Raw genomic sequence first — 22,270 nt, 5'->3', positions numbered from 1 at the left:
ATTAATCAGAGGATGATAATCGGAAGGATCATTTCTTTGTGGGATGAGCGGTCACGTTGGCGGGCAGTTTATCCCCCAGGGTGATCAGCTCGTCCAGTAAGGTCATCAACTGGTCCATTTTCTGCTGTGAAAATGCGGCTTCGATTTCAGCGTACCCCTGTTCTACCTGGTGGCGCGCCACTTCATACAACTCCTGACCCTGCTGGGTGAGAGACACGTACAGCTTGCGCTGATCGTTAACCGGTTTCAGGCGGAAAATCAGCTTATCGCGTTCCATGCGCGACAAAATGCCGGTCAGGCTGGGGCGCAGGATGCAGGTTTCTGCTGCCAATTCGTGGAATTCGATCGAACGACTGTTGGCCAAAACGCGAATGATGCGCCATTGCTGTTCGGTCAGGTTATGGCTTTTCAGGATCGGGCGAAAAAAGCCCATGGCGGTTTCACGCGCTTGCAGCAGGGCAATGGTTAAGGACTCATGCATAGATTTGGCCTTGGCTATAAAGGTGTTCGTTATTCTGGCATTTACCGTTGTGGCTCAGCAGGTGGCCGTGCGGACACTGCAATACCCCTATCGGTAAATCCTGATTTTATTAATAACTTAATAGTAGCCAAGTTTACCCAGATGGATAAAGCGAAAACGCATCCGCAGCGGTAAAAATCACCTAAAAATGATTAATTCGTTGAATAATCACGCCAGTGTTCATGTGTTGTGAATATTTTGTTATCACGATCACAAATCAATCCACCGGCGTTGCGTAAAAGCTGAACAGTGTATAAAAGTATTCATTAACATATTAATGAATGCCGAATTGCCCTGTTGTGTCATTGAAAGGAGTTTGCATGAAAGGCACCGTATTTTCCGTCGCGTTGAATCACCGCAGCCAGATAGACGCCTGGGATCAGGCGTTTCATCAGCCGCCGTATAAAACCCCGCCGAAGACCCCGGTGTGGTTTATCAAACCGCGCAATACCCACCTCGCCAACGGCGGGGCGATCCCGTTTCCTGCCGGTGAGCAAGTGCAAAGCGGCGCCACGCTGGCGGTAGTGATTGGCAACACCGCCCGTAAGGTGCCGGCCGAACGGGTCGCCGACTATCTGGCCGGTTATGCGCTGGCCAACGACATCAGCCTGCCGGAAAGCAGCTTCTACCGCCCGGCGATCAAAGCGAAATGCCGCGACGGTTTTTGCCCGTTGGGGGAGATCGGTTCATTGGTGACCACCGATGCGGTGGAGATCATCACCGAAATCAACGGGGTAGAGCAGGATCGCTGGTCGACGGCCGATTTGGTGCGTTCGGTGCCGGAACTGATCGCCGCCATCAGCGATTTTATTACCCTGCAGCCGGGCGACGCAGTGCTGATCGGCACGCCACACCAGCGGGTGGAGATCAAACCTGGAGATGAAGTGAGGGTGCGTGCCGCCGGTTTGCCGACCCTGACCAACCGCGTAGTGCAGGCAGGAGAAACCGCATGAGACACGCCCGTATTCGCCATCATGGCCAAATTGTTAATGTCAGCGTCGACGAGCAACTGCGCGTGACGTTGCCGAACGGCACGGTGTTGCCAGAGCAGGACGTCGAGTGGTTGCCACCGGCGCAGGGCACGGTGTTTGCCCTGGGGCTGAACTATGCCGATCACGCCAGCGAGCTGGAATTCAAGGCCCCGGAAGAGCCGCTGGTGTTCCTCAAGGCGCCGAACACCCTGACCGGCCATCGGCAGGTTTCGGTACGCCCGGCCAACGTCGACTATATGCACTACGAAGCCGAGCTGGTGGCGGTGATCGGCAAGACGGCGCGTAACGTCAGCCGCGAAGATGCCATGGCATACGTGGCGGGCTACACGCTGTGCAATGACTACGCCATTCGCGACTATCTGGAAAACTATTACCGCCCGAATCTGCGGGTGAAAAGCCGCGATACCCTGACGCCGATTGGGCCGTACATCGTCGATCGTGACGATATCGCCGATCCGCACCGTCTGGCACTCAGCACCTACGTCAACGGCGAGCTGCGCCAGCGCGGCAGCACCGCCGACATGATTTTCGATATTCCCTACCTGATCAGTTACCTGAGTGAATTTATGACGCTGCAGCCGGGCGACATGATCGCCACCGGCACGCCGAAAGGGCTGGCCGACGTGCAGCCGGGCGATGAAGTGGTGGTGGAGATTGAGGGCATCGGCCGTCTGGTTAACCACATCATCAGTGAAAAAGATTACGAGGAAAGCCTGCGATGAAAACCATCAACCATTGGATTAACGGTAAAAACGTAGCCAGCAAAGAGTATTTCACTACCACCAACCCGGCCAACGGCGAGGTACTGGCAGAGGTCGCTTCCGGCGGGCAGTTGGAGATCGATCAGGCGGTGGCTGCCGCCAAGGCTGCGTTCCCGAAATGGGCCAATACGCCAATGAAAGAGCGTGCTCGCCTGATGCGTCGTCTGGGCGAGCTGATTGACGAGAACGTGCCGCAGATTGCCGAGATGGAAACCGCCGACACCGGTCTGCCGATCCACCAAACCAAAAACGTGCTGATCCCGCGTGCTTCGCACAACTTTGAGTTCTTTGCCGAGATCTGCCAGCAGATGAACGGCCGTACCTATCCGGTGGACGACAAGATGCTCAACTACACGCTGATCCAGCCGGTGGGGGTGTGTGCGCTGGTGTCACCGTGGAACGTGCCTTTCATGACCGCAACCTGGAAGACCGCGCCTTGCCTGGCGCTGGGCAATACCGCGGTGCTGAAAATGTCCGAGCTGTCGCCGCTGACCGCCGATCGCCTGGGTGAACTGGCGCTGGAAGCCGGCATTCCGGCCGGGGTACTCAACGTGGTGCAGGGTTACGGCGCCACCGCCGGGGATGCGCTGGTGCGTCATAAGGACGTGCGTGCGGTGTCCTTTACCGGCGGCACCGCCACCGGACGCCGGATCATTGAAAACGCGGGCTTGAAGAAGTTTTCCATGGAGCTGGGCGGGAAATCGCCGGTACTGATTTTCGAAGATGCCGACATCGAACGTGCGCTGGACGCCGCGCTGTTCACCATTTTCTCGATCAACGGTGAACGCTGCACCGCCGGTTCGCGCATCTTTATTCAAGAGAGCATTTACCCGGAATTCGTCAAACGTTTTGCCGAGCGCGCCAACCGCCTGCGCGTAGGCGATCCGCAGGATCCCAACACGCAGGTTGGGGCGTTGATCAGCCAGCAGCACTGGGAAAAAGTGTCCGGCTATATCCGCCTCGGGCTGGAAGAAGGCGCCACCCTGTTGGCCGGTGGCCCGGACAAACCGGCTGGCCTCAGCCACGGCAACTTCCTGCGCCCAACGGTGCTGGCGGATGTCGACAATCGGATGCGCATCGCGCAGGAGGAGATTTTCGGGCCGGTGGCCTGCCTGCTGCCGTTCAAATCGGAAGAAGACGGCCTGCGCATGGCCAACGACGTGGAGTACGGCCTGGCGTCGTACATCTGGACGCAGGATGTGAGCAAGGTGCTGCGTCTGGCCCGCAATATTGAAGCGGGGATGGTTTTCGTCAATACCCAAAACGTACGCGATCTGCGTCAGCCGTTTGGCGGCGTGAAATCTTCCGGCACCGGCCGCGAGGGCGGGGAATACAGCTTTGAAGTGTTCGCCGAGATGAAGAACGTGTGCATTTCCATGGGTGACCACCCGATCCCGCGCTGGGGCGTTTAAGCCTCAAACCATAATAAAAAAGAAGGAGATGAGAACAATGACGACCAAACTTACCACCGATGCTGTCCCTGCTCCCGATGTTGTGCGCTGCGCCTATATGGAAATTCAGGTCACCAACCTTAAAGCCGCGCGCGAATTCTACGTCGATATCCTGGGTCTGGTTGTGACCGCCGAGGACGAGAAAACTCTCTATCTGCGGTCGATGGAAGAGTTTATCCACCATAATCTGGTGCTGCGTGAAGGACCGGTGGCTGCCGTTGCGGCCTTTGCCTTCCGGGTGCGTACGCCGGAAGACGTCGATCGGGCCGAAGCCTATTTCAAAGCGCTGGGTTGTCGTACCGAACGTCGGGTGAATGGCTTCGCCAAAGGCATTGGCGATTCGGTGCGGGTAGAGGATCCGCTCGGCTTCCCGTACGAATTCTTCTATGACGTGCAGCACGTCGAGCGTCTGGCCTGGCGTTACGATCTCTACACGCCAGGGGCGCTGGTACGTCTCGACCACTTTAACCAGATCACGCCCGATGTTCCGCGTGCGGTGGAATACATCCAGGGCCTGGGGTTCCGCGTGACGGAAGATATCCGGGATGAAAATGGCGTGGTTTACGCCGCCTGGATGCGCCGCAAAGCCACGGTGCACGACACCGCGATGACCGGCGGCGCCGGGCCGCGTATGCACCATATTGCGTTCGCCACCCATGAAAAGCACAACATTCTGGCCATCTGCGACAAGCTCGGCGCACTGCGTAAATCCGATTTGATCGAACGTGGCCCAGGCCGCCACGGCGTCTCTAACGCCTTCTATCTCTATCTGCGTGATCCCGATGGCCATCGCGTAGAAATCTATACCCAGGATTACTACACCGGCGATCCTGACAACCCGACCGTGAGCTGGGATGTGCACGATAACCAGCGTCGCGACTGGTGGGGCAACCCGGTAGTGCCAAGCTGGTACACCGAGGGGTCACTGGTGCTCGATCTCGATGGCCAGCCGCAGCCGGTTATCGAACGCAACGCGCCAAGCGAAATGGCCGTCACCATTGGCGCGGATGGTTTTTCCTATACCCGTCAAGGCGATACAGAGAAAGGCTTTAAGCTCGGTAACACCCTGTAGCCCCCAACGCGCGGACAGGCGTTCGCGCAAATTCGTTTCCCGGAGATTGCTATGCCGCATTTTTATGCTGAATGCACCAATAACATCCGCGAAGAAGCCGAGCTCCCCGCGTTGTTCGCCAAGGTCAATCAGGCACTGGCGGACACCGGTATTTTTCCGCTGGCCGGAGTGCGCAGCCGCGCTATCTGGCTGGATACCTGGCAGATGGCCGACGGTAAGCACGATTACGCCTTCGTGCATATGACATTGAAGATTGGTCACGGCCGCAGCCTGGAAAGTCGTGAACAGGTGGGCGAGATGCTGTTTGCGCTGATCAAAGAACATTTCGCCGCGCTGATGGCCAGGCGCTATCTGGCGCTGTCCTTCACGATGGAAGAGCTGGATCCGGTGCTGAACTACAAGCAAAACAATGTCCACGCGCTATTTCGCCAAGGCTAAGGGGCCGTCAATGTTGAATAAAGAGCTGGTTAGTCGTGCCGTGCAGCGCTTGCATCAGGCGGAGCAAAACCGCGAGCAGATCCGCGCGCTGTCGCTGGATCATCCCGAGATCACCATTGAAGACGCTTACGCCATTCAGCGCCAGTGGGTAGAGCTGAAGATCGCCGAAGGGCGCAAACTCAAGGGTCATAAAATCGGCCTGACGTCGCGCGCCATGCAGGTCAGCTCCCAGATCTCCGAGCCGGATTACGGCGCGCTGCTGGACGACATGTTTTTCAACGATGGCAGCGATATTCCCATCGACCGTTTTATCGTGCCGCGCGTCGAGGTGGAGCTGGCCTTCGTGCTCGCCAAGCCGCTGCGCGGGCCAAACTGCACGCTGTTCGACGTTTATAACGCCACCGATTACATCATTCCGGCCCTGGAGATCATCGATGCGCGCAGCCATAACGTGGATCCCGAAACTCAGCGCCCGCGCAAGGTGTTCGACACCATTTCCGACAATGCCGCCAATGCCGGGGTGGTGATGGGCGGGCGGCCGATCAAACCGGACGCGTTGGATCTGCGTTGGATCAGCGCGTTGCTGTACCGCAACGGCGTGATTGAAGAGTCTGGCGTGGCGGCAGCGGTGCTGAACCATCCGGCCAACGGCGTGGCCTGGCTGGCCAACAAACTTTTCCCGTACGACGTAGAGCTGGAAGCCGGGCAGGTGATCCTCGGCGGTTCCTTCACCCGACCGGTTGCCGCCCGACGTGGCGACACCTTCCATGCGGATTATGGCCCGATGGGCTGCATCAGCTGTCGCTTTGTCTGATCGGCCCTTTCCCTGTGGGAGAGTGGAAAAACCAATGGAGAACACCATGTTAACCAACCCTTTCAAGCAGGCGTTGCAGGAAAAACGCCCGCAGATTGGCCTGTGGCTGGGGCTGTGCAGCAGCTACAGCGCAGAAATGCTGGCCGGGGCCGGTTTCGACTGGCTGCTGATCGACGGCGAACACGCGCCCAACAACGTACAAACGGTATTGGGCCAGCTGCAGGCCATCGCGCCTTATCCGAGTCATCCGGTGGTGCGTCCGGCATGGAATGATCCGGTGATGATCAAGCAACTGTTGGACGTCGGTGCGCAGACGCTGCTGATCCCGATGATCCAGAACGCAGAACAGGCGCGTGACGCGGTGCGAGCCACCCGTTATCCGCCGCATGGCATACGCGGCGTTGGCAGTGCGCTGGCTCGTGCTTCCCGCTGGAACAGGGTGCCGAATTACCTGCAACAGGCCGACGCGCAGATGTGCGTACTGGTGCAAATCGAAACCCGTGAGGCGGTGAAAAACCTGGATGCCATCCTGCAGGTGGAGGGGGTCGACGGGGTATTTATCGGCCCGGCGGATCTCAGTGCCGACATGGGTTTTTCCGGCAATCCACAGCAGCCGGAAGTGCAGCGCACCATCGACGACGCTATAGCGCGCATCAGCGCCGCCGGTAAGGCAGCAGGCATTCTGACGGCCAACCCGGAACTGGCGCAGCACTATCTGGCGTCCGGCGCGCTGTTTGTCGCAGTAGGGGTGGATACCACCCTGCTGTCGCGAGCGGCGGAATCTTTGGCCAGCCGCTTTAAACAAGAGCGGCCGCCCGTACAGTCCCCGAGCGTTTATTAGGTTGCAGGCCGCCATCTTATTGGAGACACCATGAGCAACGTCGATTCGCTGCCGCCGGTCAACCCGGCGCAGCAACATAAAGCGTTAACCGCCGCCGAGCAATCGGTGATTAAAAAGTTATTTCGGCGACTGATTATTTTTCTGTTTGTGCTGTTTGTTTTCTCTTTCCTCGACCGCATCAACATCGGTTTCGCCGGGCTGACGATGGGCAAGGATCTCGGCCTGAGCTCGACCATGTTCGGCCTGGCGGCAACCTTGTTCTACGTCACCTATGTGATCTTCGGCATTCCGAGCAATATCATGCTGGGGATCGTCGGCGCGCGCCGCTGGATCGCCACCATCATGGTGCTGTGGGGCATCGCCTCGACCTGCACGCTGTTCGCCACCGGGCCGACCAGCCTGTACCTATTGCGGATGATCGTAGGTATTACCGAGGCCGGTTTTCTGCCGGGGATTCTGGTGTATCTCACCTATTGGTTCCCGGCTTTTTACCGCGCTCGCGCCAACGCGCTGTTTATGATCGCCATGCCGGTAACCATGGCGATTGGCTCGTTGGTGTCCGGCTATATTCTGGCGCTGGACGGGCTGATGAACCTCAAAGGGTGGCAATGGCTGTTCCTGTTGGAGGGCATTCCTTCGGTGCTGTTGGGCGTGGTGGTGTGGTTCTACCTCGACGATACTCCAGCCAAGGCCAAATGGCTGACCGACGAGGAAAAGGCCAGTCTGAAGGCGATGATGGAGGCGGACAAACTGCAACTGGTGCAGCCCAATGGTCCGGGCAGCCATCGGGCATTGCAACAGCGCAGCCTGTGGCGGGAAATTTTCACCCCGATTGTGCTGATGTATACCCTGGCTTATTTCTGTCTGACCAACACCCTGAGCGCCATCAATATCTGGACGCCGCAGATCCTGCAGAGCTTCAACCAGAGCAGTAGCAACATTGTGATCGGTATTCTGGCGGCGATCCCGCAAGTCTGTACCATCGCCGGCATGGTGTGGTGGAGTAAGAGATCGGATCGGCTGCAAGAGCGCAAACACCACACCGCGCTGCCGTATCTGTTTGCCGCTGCCGGCTGGCTGCTGGCGTCGGCCACCGATCACAGCATGATCCAGCTGCTGGGGATCGTGATGGCGTCGGTGGGGTCGTTCACGGCGATGGCGATCTTCTGGACTACGCCGGATCAGTCCATCAGCCTCGAGGCGAGGGCGATTGGGATCGCGGTGATCAATGCCACCGGCAATATCGGATCGGCGGTCAGCCCGGTATTGATCGGCTGGTTTAAGGATCTGACCGGCAGCTTTAACTCTGGGCTGTATTTCGTTTCGGCGTTGTTGGTCATCGGTGCCGTGATCGTGTGGCGGATCCCGATGCAAGGCTCGCGTCCACGGGCCACGCCATAAGCCTGATATTAGGCTATTTTACTTGCCATTTTGGCCTAGGGCAGTGCTCGGACCCCTTACGTACTGCGTGTACGCTCGGGTTCCTGCGCGCTGTCCATGGCCAAACTGTCTGCGACAATGACGCCTAATAAAAGGCTTATCACTGATCTCATCGCTGATGGAGGATGATGTGCAGAAAAGTACCGGTTTTATCGCCAATATCGATATCTGCAAAGAGTACGATGCGCGTTACGCCACCGACGAAGTGCACTATGAAACCTTCGCCGGACTGGCCGCGTTTTTTGGCCGCGATATGCAGGTGCATTGGCACGATCGGTTTTTCCAGATGCATTTTCTGGAGACCGGCAAGATAGAGCTACAGCTGGACAGCCAGCACTATTCGGTGCAGGCACCGCTGTTCATCCTGACGCCGCCCTCGGTACCCCATGCGTTTTTCACCGAACCGGACAGCGACGGCCACGTGCTGACGGTGCGCCAGGAGCTGATTTGGCCTTTGCTGGAGCGCCTCTACCCTGGCAGCAATCTGGCGTTGGACATGCCGGGCATTTGCCTTTCACTGGCGGATGCACCGCAGGAATTGACCGCGCTTAGCCATTACTGGGCGCTGATCCGGCGTGAGTTCAGCCAGAGGTTGGTGGGCCGCGAACAGACGCTGGTGCTGTTGGCGCAGGCGGTGTTTACCCTGCTGTTGCGCAATACCACGCTGGAGGATACCGCCACCAGCGGCGTGCGGGGTGAGCTGAAACTGTTCCAGCGTTTCAACAAGATGGTGGACGAACGTTTTCGCGATCACCTGGCGGTGCCGGACTATGCTCAGGCGCTCGGCGTCACCGAATCGCGGCTCAACGATTTGTGCCGACGGTTTGCCAATCAGCCCCCCAAACGTTTGATCTTCGATCGCCTGCTGCGCGAAGCCAAGCGCATGCTGCTATTCAGCGCCTGTACGGTGCATGAAACCGCCTATAGCCTGGGCTTTAAGGATCCGGCCTATTTCGCGCGTTTCTTCAATCGTCTGGAAGGCTGTTCACCCTCGACCTACCGCGCCGCGCAGCATCCCCTTTCATAACGGCGGAACACTGTCTGGATCACAATTCGCGGCGATTGTGGCCAACCCGCCTGAAAAGTACCGGCGTTTGCCGCAAAAGTCTCTTCTCGAAACCGGCCCTGGAAGCTTCAATTAAGCAACCAAAAGAAAACATTTTATTAACAATGAAATGTTCAAACGATATTAGTGCTAGCCAAAATAGTTGGAGTTGCAGCAAGGCGACCAGTGAACGCATCCCGATGAGCTGACTTTGGTCAGTGATTCGGGTGAGGGAGCGCAGTCAACACCGCGGCAACTGCAAATATGAAGGATACGGCCGATTACGAGGAATGCTTAATGAAACCTGAAGACTTTCGTGCTGACAACAAACGCCCGTTCACCGGTGCCGAATACCTGAAAAGTTTGCAGGACGGCCGTGAGATTTATATCTACGGCGAACGAGTGAAAGATGTCACCACTCACCCGGCATTCCGTAATGCAGCGGCTTCGGTCGGTCAACTGTACGACGCGCTGCACGATCCGGTCAGCCAGGATCGCCTGTGCTGGAACACCGATACCGGCAACGGCGGTTACACTCACAAATTCTTCCGCTACGCCCGCAGCCCGGAAGAGATGCGCCAGCAGCGTGATGCTATCGCCGACTGGTCGCGCCAGAGTTACGGTTGGATGGGGCGCACCCCGGACTACAAAGCAGCCTTCGGGTGTGCGCTGGGGGCTTATCCCGAGTTTTATGGTCAGTTTGCCGATAACGCGCGCCACTGGTACAAACGCATTCAGGAAACCGGCCTGTACTTTAACCACGCTATCGTTAACCCACCGATTGACCGCCACAAGCCGGTCAACGAAGTGAAAGACGTTTACATTCAGGTGGAGAAAGAGACCGACGCGGGCATTATCGTCAGCGGGGCCAAGGTGGTGGCGACCAACTCTGCGCTGACCCACTATAACTTTATCGGTTTTGGTTCTGCCCAGGTGATGGGGGATAACCCGGACTTCGCGTTGATGTTTGTGGCGCCGATGGACGCCGAAGGGGTGAAGCTGATTTCTCGCGCCTCTTATGAGCTGGTGGCAGGTGCAACGGGATCCCCGTTCGATTATCCGCTTTCGAGCCGTTTCGATGAGAACGATGCGATCCTGATTATGGATCATGTGCTGATCCCGTGGGAAAACGTGCTGATCTACCGCGATTTCGATCGTTGTCGTCGCTGGAGCACGCAAGGGGGCTTCGCTCGTCTGTTCCCGCTGCAGGCCTGTGTGCGCCTGGCGGTGAAGATGGACTTTATCACCGCGCTGCTGCAAAAGAGCCTGTCCTGTACCGGCGTGCTGGAGTTCCGTGGCGTACAGGCCGATCTTGGCGAAGTGGTGGCCTGGCGTAATATGTTCTGGTCACTGAGCGATGCGATGTGCGCCGAGGCCACCCAATGGGAAAACGGCGCTTATCTGCCGGATTCCACCGCGATGCAAACTTACCGCGTGATGGCACCAATGGCCTACACCAAGGTGAAGCACATTATCGAAAAGAACGTCACCAGCGGTTTGATTTATCTGCCGTCCAGCGTACGCGACATGAATAATCCGGAGATCGATAAATACCTGGCTCGTTACGTACGCGGATCCGACGGTATGGATCACGTTGAACGCATCAAGATCCTCAAGCTGATGTGGGATGCGATCGGCAGCGAATTCGGCGGTCGCCACGAGCTGTATGAGATCAACTACGCCGGCAGCCAGGATGAGATCCGCCTGCAGTGTCTGCGCAACGCACAGGGATCCGGCGCCATGAACCAGATGATGGAGATGGTCGACAAATGCTTGTCCGACTACGACCAGCACGGTTGGAAAGTGCCGCATCTGCATAATAATGGTGACATTAATCAGCTGGATAACTTGCTCAAGTGATCCTGAAGGAGGGGTGTATGTCTCAGGAAAATGAACACCGTTTGCTGTTTCGCGACGCGATGGCCAGCCTGTCCGCCGCGGTGAATATCGTCACTACCGACGGTCCTGCGGGGCGCTGCGGCATTACCGCCACCGCCGTGTGCTCGGTGACCGATACGCCGCCGACGCTGCTGGTTTGCATTAACCGCAACAGCGCGATGAACCCGGTTTTCCAGGCGAATCAGCGTCTGTGCGTTAACGTATTGAACCATGAGCAGGAGCTGATGGCGCGCCACTTCGCCGGTATGACCGAACTCAGCATGGAGGATCGTTTCCGTCTGGAGGAGTGGCAAAACGGCGCACTGAATCAGCCGGTGCTGCGTAACACGCTGGCCAGTCTGGAAGGGGAGATCGAGCAGATCCAGAGTATTGGCACCCATCAGGTTTATCTGGTGCAGATCCGCCAGATCCGGGTGAGTGCGGGCGGTAACGGCCTGATCTACTTCAAACGCAACTTCCATCCGGTGATGCACAAGATGGCGGCGTTAGTCTGAAAACGGCGGGGCGCACGGGCTGCGCCCCGTTACGGCATTAGCTTTTGTTGGTCGCCAACTCGGCGACCAGCCGGTTAACCGGATCGCTCATGTTGGTGAATTTACTCAGTTCCGAGCGGGTTACCACCACAAATACCCCAACGTTTTTCTGCGGGATCATCGCCATATAGGTGATAAAGCCACCGCCACCGCCGGTTTTCTGAATAATCCCCGGCAGTTCGCCGTTCGGCGCCATATATACCCATCCCAATCCCAGGGCGCTGGCTTCACCCGGCACATCCATCCCTTTGAGCGAAACCAGATCGTTACGCTGGAAGTACATGGTCTGCTCACTGGCCGCGGTTGATTTGCGTGGGCCGGAGACGTTGGAAGTGAGGAACTGTTGCATCCAGCGCTGCATATCGCGTGGGGTAGAGTAAACGCCGCCGCTGCCGGCCGCGGCCGTGGTATCGCGGCAGGCGCTAGGGCCGGCTGAGGCAACCATCAGCCGTGAGCACTGCTCGGCACTGGGGGTCAGGGTGGTGTCGACCATACCGAGCGGCGCGGTGATTTTTTCTTTCAGCAGGGCGCTGTAAGGTTTACCCGCCGCTCGTGACAGCGCATCCGCCAGCAGGTCATACGCCAGGTTGGAATAAGAGGCACGTACGCCCGGCGGTACCGTCACGTTGGCATGCTCCAGCCACTGCCAGCGCTGCGCTTTGGTCGGCCAGGTGAACACCGGCGTTTTAGGCGGTTTCTTGCCCGGTTGCTCACGCGGCAGTGCGCTGGTGTGGGTGGCCAGGTTCAGCAAGGTGATCGGCTGGCGAGCGTTATAAGCCGGTACGTAGGCACCGGACGGGGCGTATTTGCGCAGCGGATCGGTGAGTTTGACCCGGCCTTCCGCCGCCATTTTTACCATCACTTCGCTGGTCATCAGCTTGGTGATCGAGGCGATGCGGATCAGGGAATCCGGGCGCGGACGCAGGTTGTTACCGGGTTTGGTGTCGCCAAAACTGCGGTTAACCACCTGATTGCCGTCGATTACCACCAGCGCCATGCCGGTGGCGCCGCTGTTGTAGAAAATGTGCTCGGCATATTGGTCGACGATTTGCGAAGCCAGCTGCGGGGCGGCGGCCTGCGCGGCCAGCGGTGCGGCACACAGGCTCAGCGCCAGCAATGAAGCGGAGAAAGAGTTCTTCAACGATGGTTATCCATTTTAAAAGGCAGCAGTGAAAGGGCCTATACCCGTCGTCTTTCAAGCCGCAGCGTTCAAATCCGTTTCCGACAGATTTGTCACTCACCCCAGTTACTCTAGGGGGCGAATATATTCGCCCCGATTAATGCGGGCGCCGCATGCGGCGCCCCTACAAAAGCTGGGGATGAGCGAGCAGGTCGCCTGGCTGCAACTTGAAAGCCATAGGGTGCAATGCAATATGCTGTCAGTGTAATGTGCCTGAGCCTTGGCTGCATGTGGAAAAAAGGCGGTTTGAGAAAAAATTTCTCACCGCCCTGATGCCGACCAATAGCCCTACTGCGCGCGGGCGAAAATGGCGATCACTTCGTCCAGATGCGCTTTCATCGCCTTGCGTGCGCCACGCACGTCACGCGCCTCGATAGCGGCCAGAATTTCCCGGTGTTCCTGCTCGGAACGGTGCGGCATGTCATCCGGCGTATAGTGACGCTGAAGTACGCGGAACATGCTGCCGTAGCGGTGGCCGAGCAGGTGGCCGATGATAAAGGCATAAGCTGGGTTGCCGCTGGCCTGGGCGATGCGGATATGGAACAGCCGATCGCCGGGATGGGTGGCCGATCCCGCGCGGTTATCACGGCAGTTTTGCTCGTAGGCCTCACGGATGCCCGCCAGTTCCTGATCGGTGGCGTGCCGTGCCGCCAGTGCCGCCGTTTCGGGTTCGATCAACAGGCGGGTTTGCAGCAGTGAGAACGGCGGCAGCTCGGCGTTAAAATCCAGCTCGATATTCAATTCATCATCGATTTCCGCCCACTGATCCCGGCCGGCCTGGGCCATCACCGGCTCTTGCGATGTCATCACCGGCGTTTGCGCCCGGACGATCACCCCGTTGCCGACTTTGACATCCACCAGGCCAATCACTTCCAGCGCGATCAACGCCTCTCGAACGGAGGCCCGGCTAACCTGTAACTGCTGGGCCAGATCGCGTTCGGAGGGCAGGCGGCTGCCGGGAGGAAATTCATTGTTATCGATAAGCCGTTTCAATTGGTCGGCTATCTGTCTGTAAATACGAGGGTTTTCCAGTCGGGTGATCGGCATTTTTTACCTTGGCCTTTTCCGTGTTAAGTGATTCAGCGCACAGTTATTAGTCAAACCGCTTGAGTAATCGTTATTCAAGTGTAAAAAATTGGTTAATCAAAAAGCTGTTTCAAGTGTATCTCATAACATTCTCACCAAACCATAACGCGTAAAGCGTCTTTTGTCATGTTAAAGGCCTGACCTTTAATCGCCCTGAGTGGCCTGACCATTAGACCTTTAAGCCAAGGGAGCGAAAATGAATTTAACCGGAAAACGCGTGCTGATCACCGCCGCCGGCCAGGGGATTGGCTTCAGTACCGCCAAACTTTTTGCTGAGGCAGGCGCGCAAGTCATTGCCACCGACATCAACACCGAGCAACTGCAGGGTTTGCCCGGCATCGAGCCAATGACGCTTAACGTCACCGATGCCGCGGCGATTGCGGCAGCGGCGGAAAGCCTTGGTCCGATCGACGTGCTGTTCAACTGCGCCGGCGTGGTACACAGCGGATCAATCCTGGAGTGCAGTGAGGATCAGTGGGCATTTGCGCTGGATCTGAATGTGACCGCGATGTACCGCATGATCCGCGCCTTTCTGCCCGGCATGCTGGCGCGAAAAAACGGGTCGATTATCAATATGTCCTCGGTGGCTTCCAGCGTGAAAGGAGTGCCTAACCGCTTTGCCTACAGCGCCACCAAGGCGGCGGTAATCGGCCTGACGCGTTCGGTGGCGGCGGATTACGTCACTCAGGGCATCCGTTGCAACGCCATTTGCCCCGGTACGGTGGAGTCGCCTTCGCTGCGGCAGCGCATCGCCGAGCAGGCGCGTGAGCAGGGACGCAGCGAAGAAGAGGTGTACCAGGCGTTTGTGGCTCGTCAACCGATTGGCCGTATCGGCACCACCGGCGAGATCGCCCAATTGGCGCTGTATCTGGCCTCCGACGCCAGCTCCTACACCACAGGGACCGTACAGATTATCGATGGCGGCTGGAGCAACTGAGGCCAGGCGCTTTGGAACATTTTTAGAGTGAGGACATCATGAAACTTTTACGTTACGGCGCACCGGGACAGGAACGCCCAGGAATATTGGATCCGCACGGGCAGATCCGCGATCTGTCGCAGCATATTGCCGACCTGAGCGGAGATGCGTTGCTGCCGGCGGGCTTGGACAAACTGCGTGCGCTGGACATCAACCAACTGCCGCGGGTGGAAGGACAACCGCGACTGGGGCCGTGCGTGGGCCGCATCGGCAAATTTATCTGCATTGGCCTCAATTATGCCGACCATGCGGCGGAAACCGGCGCGGCGATCCCCTCCGAGCCGGTAGTGTTCAACAAATGGACCAGCGCGGTGGTCGGGCCGAACGATGAGGTACAAATCCCGCGTGACTCGCTTAAAACGGACTGGGAAGTGGAGCTGGGCGTGATTATTGGCCAGGGCGGACGCTATATCAGCGAACAGGACGCGATGCGCCACGTCGCCGGTTACTGCGTGATTAACGACGTCTCGGAGCGTGAATTCCAGATTGAACGCGGCGGTACCTGGGACAAAGGCAAAGGCTGCGACACCTTTGGCCCCACCGGCCCCTGGCTGGTGACCGCCGACGAAATTGCCGATCCTCATAGCCTGAATCTGTGGCTGGAGGTGGACGGCAAGCGTTATCAGGACGGCAACACCAGCACCATGATCTTCCGCATTCCGCAAATTATCAGTTACCTGAGCCGTTTTATGAGCCTGCAACCGGGCGATGTGATCTCGACCGGTACGCCACCGGGCGTCGGCATGGGGCAGAAACCCACGCCTCTCTACCTGAAAGCCGGACAGACGATGCGGCTGGGTATCGAGGGATTGGGTGAACAGCGTCAAACAACCGTACAGGCCTGATGGGGAGCATTGCCATGACAACGATTACCGCACTGCGGGTGGAAGATATTCGCTTCCCGACTTCACTGGCGCTCGACGGATCCGATGCGATGAATCCGGATCCCGACTACTCCGCCGCTTATGTGATCCTGGAGACCGATCGCGCCGATCTGAGCGGCCACGGGCTGACTTTTACCATTGGCCGCGGCAATGAGATCTGCTGCGCGGCGATCCGCGCGCTGGAGCACCAGATCGTCGGTGTCACTCTGGAAGAGATCGCCGCCGATATGGGGGCCTTTTGGCGTCGTTTTACCAGCGACAGCCAGCTGCGTTGGATTGGGCCGGACAAGGGGGCGATCCACCTGGCGACCGGCGCGGTGATCAACGCGGTTTGGGATCTGTGGGCCAAAGCCGAGGGGAAGCCGGTGTGGCGGCTGGTGGCGGAGATGACGCCAGAGGAACTGGTGCGCTGCATCGATTTTCGCTACATCACCGACTGCATTACGCCGCAGGAGGCGCTCACGCTGCTCAAACAGCGGGCGCAGGGTAAAGAGCAGCGTCTGGAACGGCTGCTGGAGGAAGGCTACCCCTGTTACACCACCTCCGCCGGGTGGCTGGGCTACCCGGACGACAAGCTGCGTCGGCTGTGTCAGGAAGCGGTCGATGCCGGTTTCTCCTACCTGAAGCTGAAGGTGGGGCGCGATCTGGAAGACGATATCCGCCGCGTGCGCATTGCTCGCGAGGTCATCGGCCCCAATCGTCAACTGATGATCGACGCCAACCAGGTCTGGGAGGTCAACGACGCCATCCCTTGGGTTAAACATCTGGCATTCGCCAAGCCCTGGTTTATCGAAGAGCCCACCAGCCCGGATGATGTCGAAGGGCACCGTCGCATTCGCGAAGGGGTTCATCCGGTCAAGGTTGCCACCGGCGAGATGTGCCAAAACCGCATTATGTTCAAGCAGTTCATCATGCGCGAAGCGATTGACGTAGTGCAGATCGACGCCTGTCGCCTGGGGGGCGTCAATGAAGTGCTGGCGGTGATGCTGATGGCGGCCAAATACAACCTGCCGGTGTGTCCGCATGCCGGAGGTGTGGGGCTGTGTGAATACGTTCAGCATCTGTCGATGATCGACTATCTGTGCATTGCCGGTACCCACGAAGGACGGGTGATCGAATATGTCGATCACTTGCATGAACACTTTGTTCACCCTTGCGACGTCAAGGGGGCGGCCTATATGCCGCCACGTCATCCGGGTTACTCGATCGAGATGCACGCGTCATCGCTCGAACAGTATCGGTTCCGTGGTTGAACGGGAAACAGCCCATGCTGCGCATCGATGCCCACCAACATTACTGGCAATACCATCCGCAACGCTACCCGTGGATCAGCGAGCAGATGGCGGTGCTGCAGCAGGACTTTGGTCCGGCGCAGCTTGATCCGTTGCTGCAGCGCCACGGTTTTGACGGTGCGCTAGTGGTGCAGGCCCGCCACGGCGAGCAGGAAACACAGGAACTGTTGGCACAGGTGCAGCAGAGCCGTGGCGTCTGCGGGGTAGTGGGCTGGCTGGACATCACTGCGCCGCAGCTGGCGCAGCGGCTTGATGAATGGCGGCAGCAGCCTCTGCTGCGTGGCCTGCGTCATCTGGTGCAGGATGAACCGCAGCCGGACGCCTGGCTGGCGCGGCCGGAAGTGCGGCGCGGCATGCAGATGCTGCAGCGGCAGGGCTACGTCTACGACATGTTGGTCACCCACCGGCACTTGACGGCGGCGGCGCAGTTTGCCGCTGAACATGACGACTACTGGTTGGTATTGGACCATCTCGGTAAACCGGATATCGCTTTGGGCGCGAAGCACTGGGCGCAGCAAATCAAGCCGTTGGCGGCATTGGGCCATGTGGTCTGCAAACTGTCGGGGCTTATCACCGAGGTGCCCGGTGGCCGGTGGCAGGCATCGCAGCTGCTGCCGTTTTTTGATGCGGCGCTGGAGGCATTCGGCCCGCAGCGGCTGATGTTCGGTTCCGACTGGCCGGTGTGCCTGCTGGCCGGGGACTATGGCCAGGTTTATCAACTGAGTGAGCGGGCGATCGCCACGCTGAGTCCTTCGCAACAGGCGGAGATTTGGGGCGGTACCGCCTGCCGAATTTATGGCTTAACGGAGTCTGGTTATGGATCTGTATCTGAAAGATAAGGTGGTGATCGTCACCGGCGGCGGTTCCGGCATCGGTGCGGCCATCACCCTGCTGCTGGCGGAGGAAGGGGCGATCCCGGTGATTGTCACCAACGCTGCGCCAGAGGCGGAGTTTCTGGCGCAGCTACGGCAGTTGCAGCCGCAGAGTGCGGTGATCATCACCGACTTATGCGAAGAGCAGGATTGTCGACGGGCGGTGGCACAAACGCAAGAGACCTTCGGCCGCATCGATGCGCTGGTGAATAACGCCGGTGTTAACGATGGCGTGGGGTTGGAGGCCGGCCGCGAGGCCTTTGTCGGATCGCTGGAGAAAAACCTGATCCATTACTACCTGATGGCGCACCTGTGTCAGTCGGCGCTGCAAAACAGCAAGGGTGCCATCGTCAACATCGCTTCCAAGACGGCCCTGAGCGGGCAGGGCGGCACCAGCGGTTATACCGCCGCCAAGGGCGCCGTGCTGGCGTTGACCCGCGAGTGGGCGGTGTCGCTGCGCCATGAAGGCGTACGGGTGAATGCGGTGGTTCCGGCGGAGGTGATCACACCGCAGTATCAGCGCTGGATCAGTACCTTCGAGCAGCCGGAACAGCAGCTCGAGAAAATTACCGCACGCATTCCTCTCGAACATCGGATGACCACGCCGCAGGAAATCGCCAACACCGTGGTGTTTTTGATTTCATCGCGTTCGTCGCACACCACCGGGCAATGGCTGTCGGTGGATGGCGGTTATCTGCATCTTGATCGGGCGATCACATGAGTGGCGCGGCGGACAGGGGACGGCGCTTTTGTCAGGCGCTCGATCTGGTCGACTCACCGGCGCTGATCGAGGAGTACCTGCACCATCACCAGCGTATCTGGCCGGAGATTGCCGCACATCTGCGAGAGCACGGCATTTTGGATATGGAGATTTATCGGCTGGGTACCCGGCTGTTCATGATTGTTGACGTTAGTACCGAGTTCGATGCCGCGCGGTTTGCCGCCGCCGGCCTGAGCAACCCCCACGTGCAGCGCTGGGAAGCCCTGATGTGGCAATACCAGGTCGCCACCCCCTGGACGCCGAAAGGCGAAAAATGGGTGGAGATGGAGCAGATATTTTCTTTGCAAAAAAAATAACATCGTTACCCTACCGAGGATATATCAATGCTTGCTGAAAAAAGTGCGGCCCCGCCACAGCTGGGCGTCAAGTCAACCGCCAACCTGCGCTGGGCTTTTATTCTGGTCACCAGCCTGTTCTTTATGTGGGGGCTGTCGTATGGCCTGTTGGACGTATTAAACAAACACTTCCAGGAGACATTGCACGTTACCAAGGCGCAGTCGGGATTATTGCAGGCGGCATATTTCGGCGCCTACTTCCTGGTGGCGCTGCCCGCCGGCTATTTTATGGATAAGAAAGGGTACAAGGCCGGAATTTTGGTCGGGCTGTGCCTGTATGCGCTGGGGGCGTTGCTATTTGTGCCGGCGGCATCCGCCAACAGCTTCGCCATGTTCCTGTTCGCGCTGTTTGTCATTGCCTGTGGGCTGGGCTGCCTGGAAACGGCGGCCAACCCTTATGCCACGGTACTGGGCGATGCGAAGGGGGCCGAACGGCGGCTGAACCTTTCCCAGTCGTTTAACGGTCTGGGGCAGTTTATCGGCCCGATGATCGGCGGCACGCTGTTTTTCTCTGCCACCCAAGGGGCGAGCAGCGGTGACCAGAGCGCGGTGAAGATGACCTATGTGGCGATCGCCGTGCTGGTGCTGCTGATTGCCTTTTTGTTCGGCCGCACTCGGCTGCCGGACATTCGTGAGGAAGAGCAACCGGAACACGGTGAAATCGCTCAGGGGCTATGGCAGCACAAACACTTTGTCGGCGGGGTGATCACCCAGTTCTTCTATGTGGCAGCCCAAGTGGGCGTCGGTGCATTCTTTATCAACTACGCCACCGAACACTGGAACGAAGTGTCCAACCAAAGTGCGTCCTACTTGCTTTCTATCGCCATGATTTGCTTTATGGTCGGGCGCTTCTTCAGCACCTGGCTGATGGGCCGGGTCAAGCCGGCCACGTTGCTGATGATCTACTCGCTGATTAACATTGCGCTGTGTGGCGTGGTGATGCTCAGCCTGGATGGGGTCTCGGTGGTGGCGTTGATCGCGGTGTTCTTCTTTATGTCGATCATGTTCCCGACCATTTTCGCCCTGGGGGTGAAAAACATGGGCAAACACACCAAGCGTGCCAGCTCCTTTATGATCATGGCGATCGTCGGGGGGGCCATCATGCCTTACTTTATGGGGGCGCTGGCGGACAAATACAGTACGGCGCTGTCGTATGTGCTGCCGCTGTTGTGCTTCGGCGTGGTGTTTGTTTACGGTTTGCAGCAGCGCCGTCGCTAAAAGTCTGGCCCGCCGGCTCAGACAGCGGCGGGCTGCACGCTAGGCGCCAACTGAATATTATTGCGGCCGTTGTTTTTCGCCTGATACAAGGCGGCATCGGCCGCACGGATCGCCGAGGATACGTCAAGTTTGTCCAAGGCGGAGATCCCGGCGCTGAGCGTCACAGTGGTGCTTTCCAACTGGTTGAAGCGATGGGGGATTTTTAATCCCTGCACCCGCAGCCGCACCCGTTCGGCCAACTGGGTGGCGTAATCCTCGCTGACGTTGGTCAGCAGCACCAGAAACTCTTCCCCGCCGTAGCGCACCACAATATCGCGAGAACGCACCGAATCGCGGATGGTGATGGCAACCTGCACCAGCGCCTGATCGCCCATGGTATGACCATAGTTATCGTTATAAGCCTTGAAATGGTCGATATCGAGTAACACCACGAAATGACAACCCGACGGCGGTACCGTCAGCATATTGATTTTATTTTCCAGTCCCCGGCGGTTATAAAGCCCGGTTAAGGGATCGATCATGCTCAAATTGCTGAACCGGTCCCGTTCGTTATACAGATTGGCTACCAGCGTTTGGGTAAAAAGCTCGCTGCGTTTGAGCATCAGATGATGAATAGAGAATGCGATAATCGGCAATACCGTGGTGAATACGATCCTGGTGGTATTGTGCATACCGTCCAGTAATAGAATAACCAGGGCGGAAGGCACGGCGTGCAGGCAAAAAGCGATAAAGTTATCGGTTAAGGCAATGGCGCTGATAAAAAACATACTGAACAGACTAATTAATAGAAAACTTTGGTTGTTCGGCGCACAGTACTGACTTTTAACGTAAATATGGGCAGCCCACAGCAGGCCAAGCACGCAGGAAAATAGATTCAATTTTTTGACGTATAACCGTGGAGACTGCAAGGTAAATAACAGCGCCACCAGACAAAATATCGGTATACCTAATAAAGGTAGGGTAAAAGCTGGCTTGTCATTAAATGGGACCAATAATGTAAATATGGAAGAGGCCGCGTTCATTAACAAAAATAAAAATAATGATAAGCGGTGTTTGCTGTTCAGCAGTTCCTGATAAGAACGCGCGTTCATACGGAGTTCACTCTTCACAATATCGATCTGTCGAAAAATTAAGGTGGCGAAAAATTCTATCGGCGTGAATTAAACATTCGCATTGTATGGTTGTTGATTGTGATTATTAACATGCGAATAAGACTAAGAATTTTCTTATGGCAAACTATCATTTTTACACCGTTATGTCATCCGCGTTTGGTGGTTGCGGCGAAAATGATGCGCAGTGAAAAAAAGTGTTATATGATATTGGTTATCATTATCACTTGAAGGGTAGGGTTATCATGATTGCAGCCATGATTACCGCGTGTGGGTTGTGGGGCGTCAGCTGGTGCCTGGGCAATCGGCTGGCCAGCGCCTGGGGCGTTTTGTTGCCCTGCGCTTTAATGCCGTTACTGGCATTGATCAACCTGGATATGATGCAACTGCGTACGCTGATTGTGATCGCCATGCTGGCGACGCTGGTGATGTTGTTCAACAGCCGCTGGCGGCATTACCTGCTGCTGCCTTCCTGTATGGCATTGGCTGGGGGATTGGCGGCGATCAGCCTGAATTTCAATCTGGGATAAAAACGCAAAAATCACGCTATCGCGTGTTGGTTATCGTTTCGATTGGGAATAGCTTTGGAGGGGTTCCGAAGAGATTTATCGATTGGTGCGAAGAGAGGGACTTGAACCCTCACGTCCGTAAGAACACTAACACCTGAAGCTAGCGCGTCTACCAATTCCGCCACCTTCGCACAGCCGATAATCTTTGTTTTGCTTTCGATT

General features: G+C 57.6%; 23 protein-coding genes and 1 tRNA gene. 19 read left to right on the top strand and 5 right to left on the bottom strand.

Features of this window, described 5'->3' with window-relative positions:
- Positions 1–28: 28 nt before the first annotated feature.
- Positions 29–481, bottom strand: a complete 453-nt coding sequence (gene hpaR, locus ACMGG1_RS21420) for a homoprotocatechuate degradation operon regulator HpaR (RefSeq protein WP_041415197.1) — start codon at positions 479–481, stop codon at positions 29–31.
- A 359-nt stretch (positions 482–840) separates the two neighbouring features.
- On the opposite strand from hpaR, the gene ACMGG1_RS21415 reads away from it, so the two are divergent.
- The 11 genes from ACMGG1_RS21415 to hpaC all read left to right on the top strand — a co-directional run bounded on the left by ACMGG1_RS21415 (position 841) and on the right by hpaC (position 11,767).
- Complete coding sequence (locus tag ACMGG1_RS21415) at positions 841–1,473, top strand: fumarylacetoacetate hydrolase family protein (protein ID WP_046374572.1); 633 nt, start codon at positions 841–843, stop codon at positions 1,471–1,473.
- On the top strand, positions 1,470–2,234 hold the full coding sequence (locus ACMGG1_RS21410) for a fumarylacetoacetate hydrolase family protein (RefSeq protein WP_115060190.1): 765 nt from the start codon (positions 1,470–1,472) through the stop codon (positions 2,232–2,234). The genes ACMGG1_RS21415 and ACMGG1_RS21410 overlap by 4 nt, the downstream gene beginning before the upstream one ends.
- Positions 2,231–3,685, top strand: coding sequence for a 5-carboxymethyl-2-hydroxymuconate semialdehyde dehydrogenase (hpaE, locus tag ACMGG1_RS21405; protein ID WP_046374571.1), 1,455 nt, complete (start codon positions 2,231–2,233; stop codon positions 3,683–3,685). The genes ACMGG1_RS21410 and hpaE overlap by 4 nt, the downstream gene beginning before the upstream one ends.
- Positions 3,686–3,722: 37 nt before the next feature.
- Positions 3,723–4,796, top strand: coding sequence for a 3,4-dihydroxyphenylacetate 2,3-dioxygenase (hpaD, locus tag ACMGG1_RS21400; RefSeq protein ID WP_020825085.1), 1,074 nt, complete (start codon positions 3,723–3,725; stop codon positions 4,794–4,796).
- A gap of 51 nt (positions 4,797–4,847) precedes the next feature.
- Positions 4,848–5,234 carry a 5-carboxymethyl-2-hydroxymuconate Delta-isomerase gene (locus ACMGG1_RS21395; RefSeq protein ID WP_020825086.1) on the top strand — a complete coding sequence of 129 codons (387 nt, stop codon included), beginning with the start codon at positions 4,848–4,850 and terminating at the stop codon, positions 5,232–5,234.
- A gap of 10 nt (positions 5,235–5,244) precedes the next feature.
- Positions 5,245–6,048, top strand: coding sequence for a 2-oxo-hept-4-ene-1,7-dioate hydratase (gene hpaH / locus ACMGG1_RS21390; RefSeq protein ID WP_020825087.1), 804 nt, complete (start codon positions 5,245–5,247; stop codon positions 6,046–6,048).
- Positions 6,049–6,094: 46 nt separating this feature from the next.
- A complete protein-coding gene (gene hpaI / locus ACMGG1_RS21385) occupies positions 6,095–6,889 on the top strand; it encodes a 4-hydroxy-2-oxoheptanedioate aldolase (RefSeq protein ID WP_046375088.1) in 795 nt (264 codons plus the stop codon).
- 30 nt (positions 6,890–6,919) lie between these two features.
- A complete protein-coding gene (hpaX, locus tag ACMGG1_RS21380) occupies positions 6,920–8,290 on the top strand; it encodes a 4-hydroxyphenylacetate permease (protein WP_116691327.1) in 1,371 nt (456 codons plus the stop codon).
- Positions 8,291–8,459: 169 nt separating this feature from the next.
- Positions 8,460–9,356: a 4-hydroxyphenylacetate catabolism regulatory protein HpaA gene (gene hpaA, locus ACMGG1_RS21375; RefSeq protein WP_044554078.1), complete on the top strand. Its 897-nt coding sequence runs from the start codon at positions 8,460–8,462 to the stop codon at positions 9,354–9,356.
- A gap of 315 nt (positions 9,357–9,671) precedes the next feature.
- Positions 9,672–11,234, top strand: coding sequence for a 4-hydroxyphenylacetate 3-monooxygenase, oxygenase component (gene hpaB, locus ACMGG1_RS21370; RefSeq protein ID WP_020825091.1), 1,563 nt, complete (start codon positions 9,672–9,674; stop codon positions 11,232–11,234).
- Between the two features lie 17 nt (positions 11,235–11,251).
- Positions 11,252–11,767 (top strand): 4-hydroxyphenylacetate 3-monooxygenase, reductase component, encoded by a 516-nt coding sequence (hpaC, locus tag ACMGG1_RS21365; protein ID WP_020825092.1) that lies wholly within the window; start codon positions 11,252–11,254, stop codon positions 11,765–11,767.
- Between the two features lie 37 nt (positions 11,768–11,804).
- On the opposite strand, the gene ampH is transcribed toward hpaC, so the two are convergent.
- The gene (gene ampH, locus ACMGG1_RS21360; RefSeq protein WP_020825093.1) at positions 11,805–12,947 is read right to left on the bottom strand and encodes a D-alanyl-D-alanine-carboxypeptidase/endopeptidase AmpH; all 1,143 of its coding nucleotides are present in this window, start codon (positions 12,945–12,947) and stop codon (positions 11,805–11,807) included.
- A 327-nt stretch (positions 12,948–13,274) separates the two neighbouring features.
- On the bottom strand, positions 13,275–14,033 hold the full coding sequence (locus ACMGG1_RS21355) for a FadR/GntR family transcriptional regulator (RefSeq protein ID WP_020825094.1): 759 nt from the start codon (positions 14,031–14,033) through the stop codon (positions 13,275–13,277).
- A 235-nt stretch (positions 14,034–14,268) separates the two neighbouring features.
- Here ACMGG1_RS21355 and ACMGG1_RS21350 point away from each other — a divergent pair, with 235 nt between their 5' ends.
- The 7 genes from ACMGG1_RS21350 to fucP are packed head-to-tail and all read left to right on the top strand — an operon-like array spanning position 14,269 to position 20,430.
- Positions 14,269–15,009, top strand: a complete 741-nt coding sequence (locus ACMGG1_RS21350) for an SDR family oxidoreductase (RefSeq protein ID WP_020825095.1) — start codon at positions 14,269–14,271, stop codon at positions 15,007–15,009.
- A gap of 38 nt (positions 15,010–15,047) precedes the next feature.
- Positions 15,048–15,893 (top strand): fumarylacetoacetate hydrolase family protein, encoded by an 846-nt coding sequence (locus ACMGG1_RS21345; RefSeq protein WP_414160998.1) that lies wholly within the window; start codon positions 15,048–15,050, stop codon positions 15,891–15,893.
- A gap of 14 nt (positions 15,894–15,907) precedes the next feature.
- On the top strand, positions 15,908–17,185 hold the full coding sequence (locus tag ACMGG1_RS21340) for an L-fuconate dehydratase (protein ID WP_414160997.1): 1,278 nt from the start codon (positions 15,908–15,910) through the stop codon (positions 17,183–17,185).
- 14 nt (positions 17,186–17,199) lie between these two features.
- Positions 17,200–18,063, top strand: coding sequence for an amidohydrolase family protein (locus ACMGG1_RS21335; protein WP_414160996.1), 864 nt, complete (start codon positions 17,200–17,202; stop codon positions 18,061–18,063).
- Positions 18,041–18,817 carry an SDR family oxidoreductase gene (locus ACMGG1_RS21330; protein ID WP_122077047.1) on the top strand — a complete coding sequence of 259 codons (777 nt, stop codon included), beginning with the start codon at positions 18,041–18,043 and terminating at the stop codon, positions 18,815–18,817. The genes ACMGG1_RS21335 and ACMGG1_RS21330 overlap by 23 nt, the downstream gene beginning before the upstream one ends.
- A complete protein-coding gene (locus ACMGG1_RS21325) occupies positions 18,814–19,173 on the top strand; it encodes an L-rhamnose mutarotase (protein ID WP_414160995.1) in 360 nt (119 codons plus the stop codon). The genes ACMGG1_RS21330 and ACMGG1_RS21325 overlap by 4 nt, the downstream gene beginning before the upstream one ends.
- 27 nt (positions 19,174–19,200) lie before the next feature.
- Positions 19,201–20,430 carry an L-fucose:H+ symporter permease gene (gene fucP / locus ACMGG1_RS21320; RefSeq protein WP_020825101.1) on the top strand — a complete coding sequence of 410 codons (1,230 nt, stop codon included), beginning with the start codon at positions 19,201–19,203 and terminating at the stop codon, positions 20,428–20,430.
- A gap of 17 nt (positions 20,431–20,447) precedes the next feature.
- On the opposite strand, the gene ACMGG1_RS21315 is transcribed toward fucP, so the two are convergent.
- Positions 20,448–21,521 carry a GGDEF domain-containing protein gene (locus tag ACMGG1_RS21315; protein ID WP_020825102.1) on the bottom strand — a complete coding sequence of 358 codons (1,074 nt, stop codon included), beginning with the start codon at positions 21,519–21,521 and terminating at the stop codon, positions 20,448–20,450.
- Between the two features lie 263 nt (positions 21,522–21,784).
- Here ACMGG1_RS21315 and ACMGG1_RS21310 point away from each other — a divergent pair, with 263 nt between their 5' ends.
- Positions 21,785–22,069 carry a DUF1435 domain-containing protein gene (locus ACMGG1_RS21310; protein WP_020825103.1) on the top strand — a complete coding sequence of 95 codons (285 nt, stop codon included), beginning with the start codon at positions 21,785–21,787 and terminating at the stop codon, positions 22,067–22,069.
- Positions 22,070–22,152: 83 nt separating this feature from the next.
- Here the strand turns inward: ACMGG1_RS21310 and ACMGG1_RS21305 are convergent.
- A tRNA-Leu gene (locus ACMGG1_RS21305) sits at positions 22,153–22,239 on the bottom strand.
- Positions 22,240–22,270: the final 31 nt, after the last annotated feature.

Source organism: Serratia sp. BNK-12, from assembly GCF_047456085.1.
Classification (GTDB): domain Bacteria; phylum Pseudomonadota; class Gammaproteobacteria; order Enterobacterales; family Enterobacteriaceae; genus Serratia; species Serratia liquefaciens.
The sequence above is the reverse complement of the archived record's forward strand: the minus strand, read 5'-3'. Positions and strand labels throughout refer to the sequence as shown.

Excerpts from the sequence above, each read along its gene's own strand:
- hpaR (WP_041415197.1), bottom strand. The coding sequence starts at position 481 with ATGCATGAGTCCTTAACCATTGCCCTGCTGCAAGCGCGTGAAACCGCC.
- ACMGG1_RS21415 (WP_046374572.1), top strand. The coding sequence starts at position 841 with ATGAAAGGCACCGTATTTTCCGTCGCGTTGAATCACCGCAGCCAGATA.
- ACMGG1_RS21410 (WP_115060190.1), top strand. The coding sequence starts at position 1,470 with ATGAGACACGCCCGTATTCGCCATCATGGCCAAATTGTTAATGTCAGC.
- hpaE (WP_046374571.1), top strand. The coding sequence starts at position 2,231 with ATGAAAACCATCAACCATTGGATTAACGGTAAAAACGTAGCCAGCAAA.
- hpaD (WP_020825085.1), top strand. The coding sequence starts at position 3,723 with ATGACGACCAAACTTACCACCGATGCTGTCCCTGCTCCCGATGTTGTG.
- ACMGG1_RS21395 (WP_020825086.1), top strand. The coding sequence starts at position 4,848 with ATGCCGCATTTTTATGCTGAATGCACCAATAACATCCGCGAAGAAGCC.
- hpaH (WP_020825087.1), top strand. The coding sequence starts at position 5,245 with ATGTTGAATAAAGAGCTGGTTAGTCGTGCCGTGCAGCGCTTGCATCAG.
- hpaI (WP_046375088.1), top strand. The coding sequence starts at position 6,095 with ATGTTAACCAACCCTTTCAAGCAGGCGTTGCAGGAAAAACGCCCGCAG.
- hpaX (WP_116691327.1), top strand. The coding sequence starts at position 6,920 with ATGAGCAACGTCGATTCGCTGCCGCCGGTCAACCCGGCGCAGCAACAT.
- hpaB (WP_020825091.1), top strand. The coding sequence starts at position 9,672 with ATGAAACCTGAAGACTTTCGTGCTGACAACAAACGCCCGTTCACCGGT.
- hpaC (WP_020825092.1), top strand. The coding sequence starts at position 11,252 with ATGTCTCAGGAAAATGAACACCGTTTGCTGTTTCGCGACGCGATGGCC.
- ACMGG1_RS21355 (WP_020825094.1), bottom strand. The coding sequence starts at position 14,033 with ATGCCGATCACCCGACTGGAAAACCCTCGTATTTACAGACAGATAGCC.
- ACMGG1_RS21350 (WP_020825095.1), top strand. The coding sequence starts at position 14,269 with ATGAATTTAACCGGAAAACGCGTGCTGATCACCGCCGCCGGCCAGGGG.
- ACMGG1_RS21345 (WP_414160998.1), top strand. The coding sequence starts at position 15,048 with ATGAAACTTTTACGTTACGGCGCACCGGGACAGGAACGCCCAGGAATA.
- ACMGG1_RS21340 (WP_414160997.1), top strand. The coding sequence starts at position 15,908 with ATGACAACGATTACCGCACTGCGGGTGGAAGATATTCGCTTCCCGACT.
- ACMGG1_RS21335 (WP_414160996.1), top strand. The coding sequence starts at position 17,200 with ATGCTGCGCATCGATGCCCACCAACATTACTGGCAATACCATCCGCAA.
- ACMGG1_RS21330 (WP_122077047.1), top strand. The coding sequence starts at position 18,041 with ATGGATCTGTATCTGAAAGATAAGGTGGTGATCGTCACCGGCGGCGGT.
- ACMGG1_RS21325 (WP_414160995.1), top strand. The coding sequence starts at position 18,814 with ATGAGTGGCGCGGCGGACAGGGGACGGCGCTTTTGTCAGGCGCTCGAT.
- fucP (WP_020825101.1), top strand. The coding sequence starts at position 19,201 with ATGCTTGCTGAAAAAAGTGCGGCCCCGCCACAGCTGGGCGTCAAGTCA.
- ACMGG1_RS21315 (WP_020825102.1), bottom strand. The coding sequence starts at position 21,521 with ATGAACGCGCGTTCTTATCAGGAACTGCTGAACAGCAAACACCGCTTA.
- ACMGG1_RS21310 (WP_020825103.1), top strand. The coding sequence starts at position 21,785 with ATGATTGCAGCCATGATTACCGCGTGTGGGTTGTGGGGCGTCAGCTGG.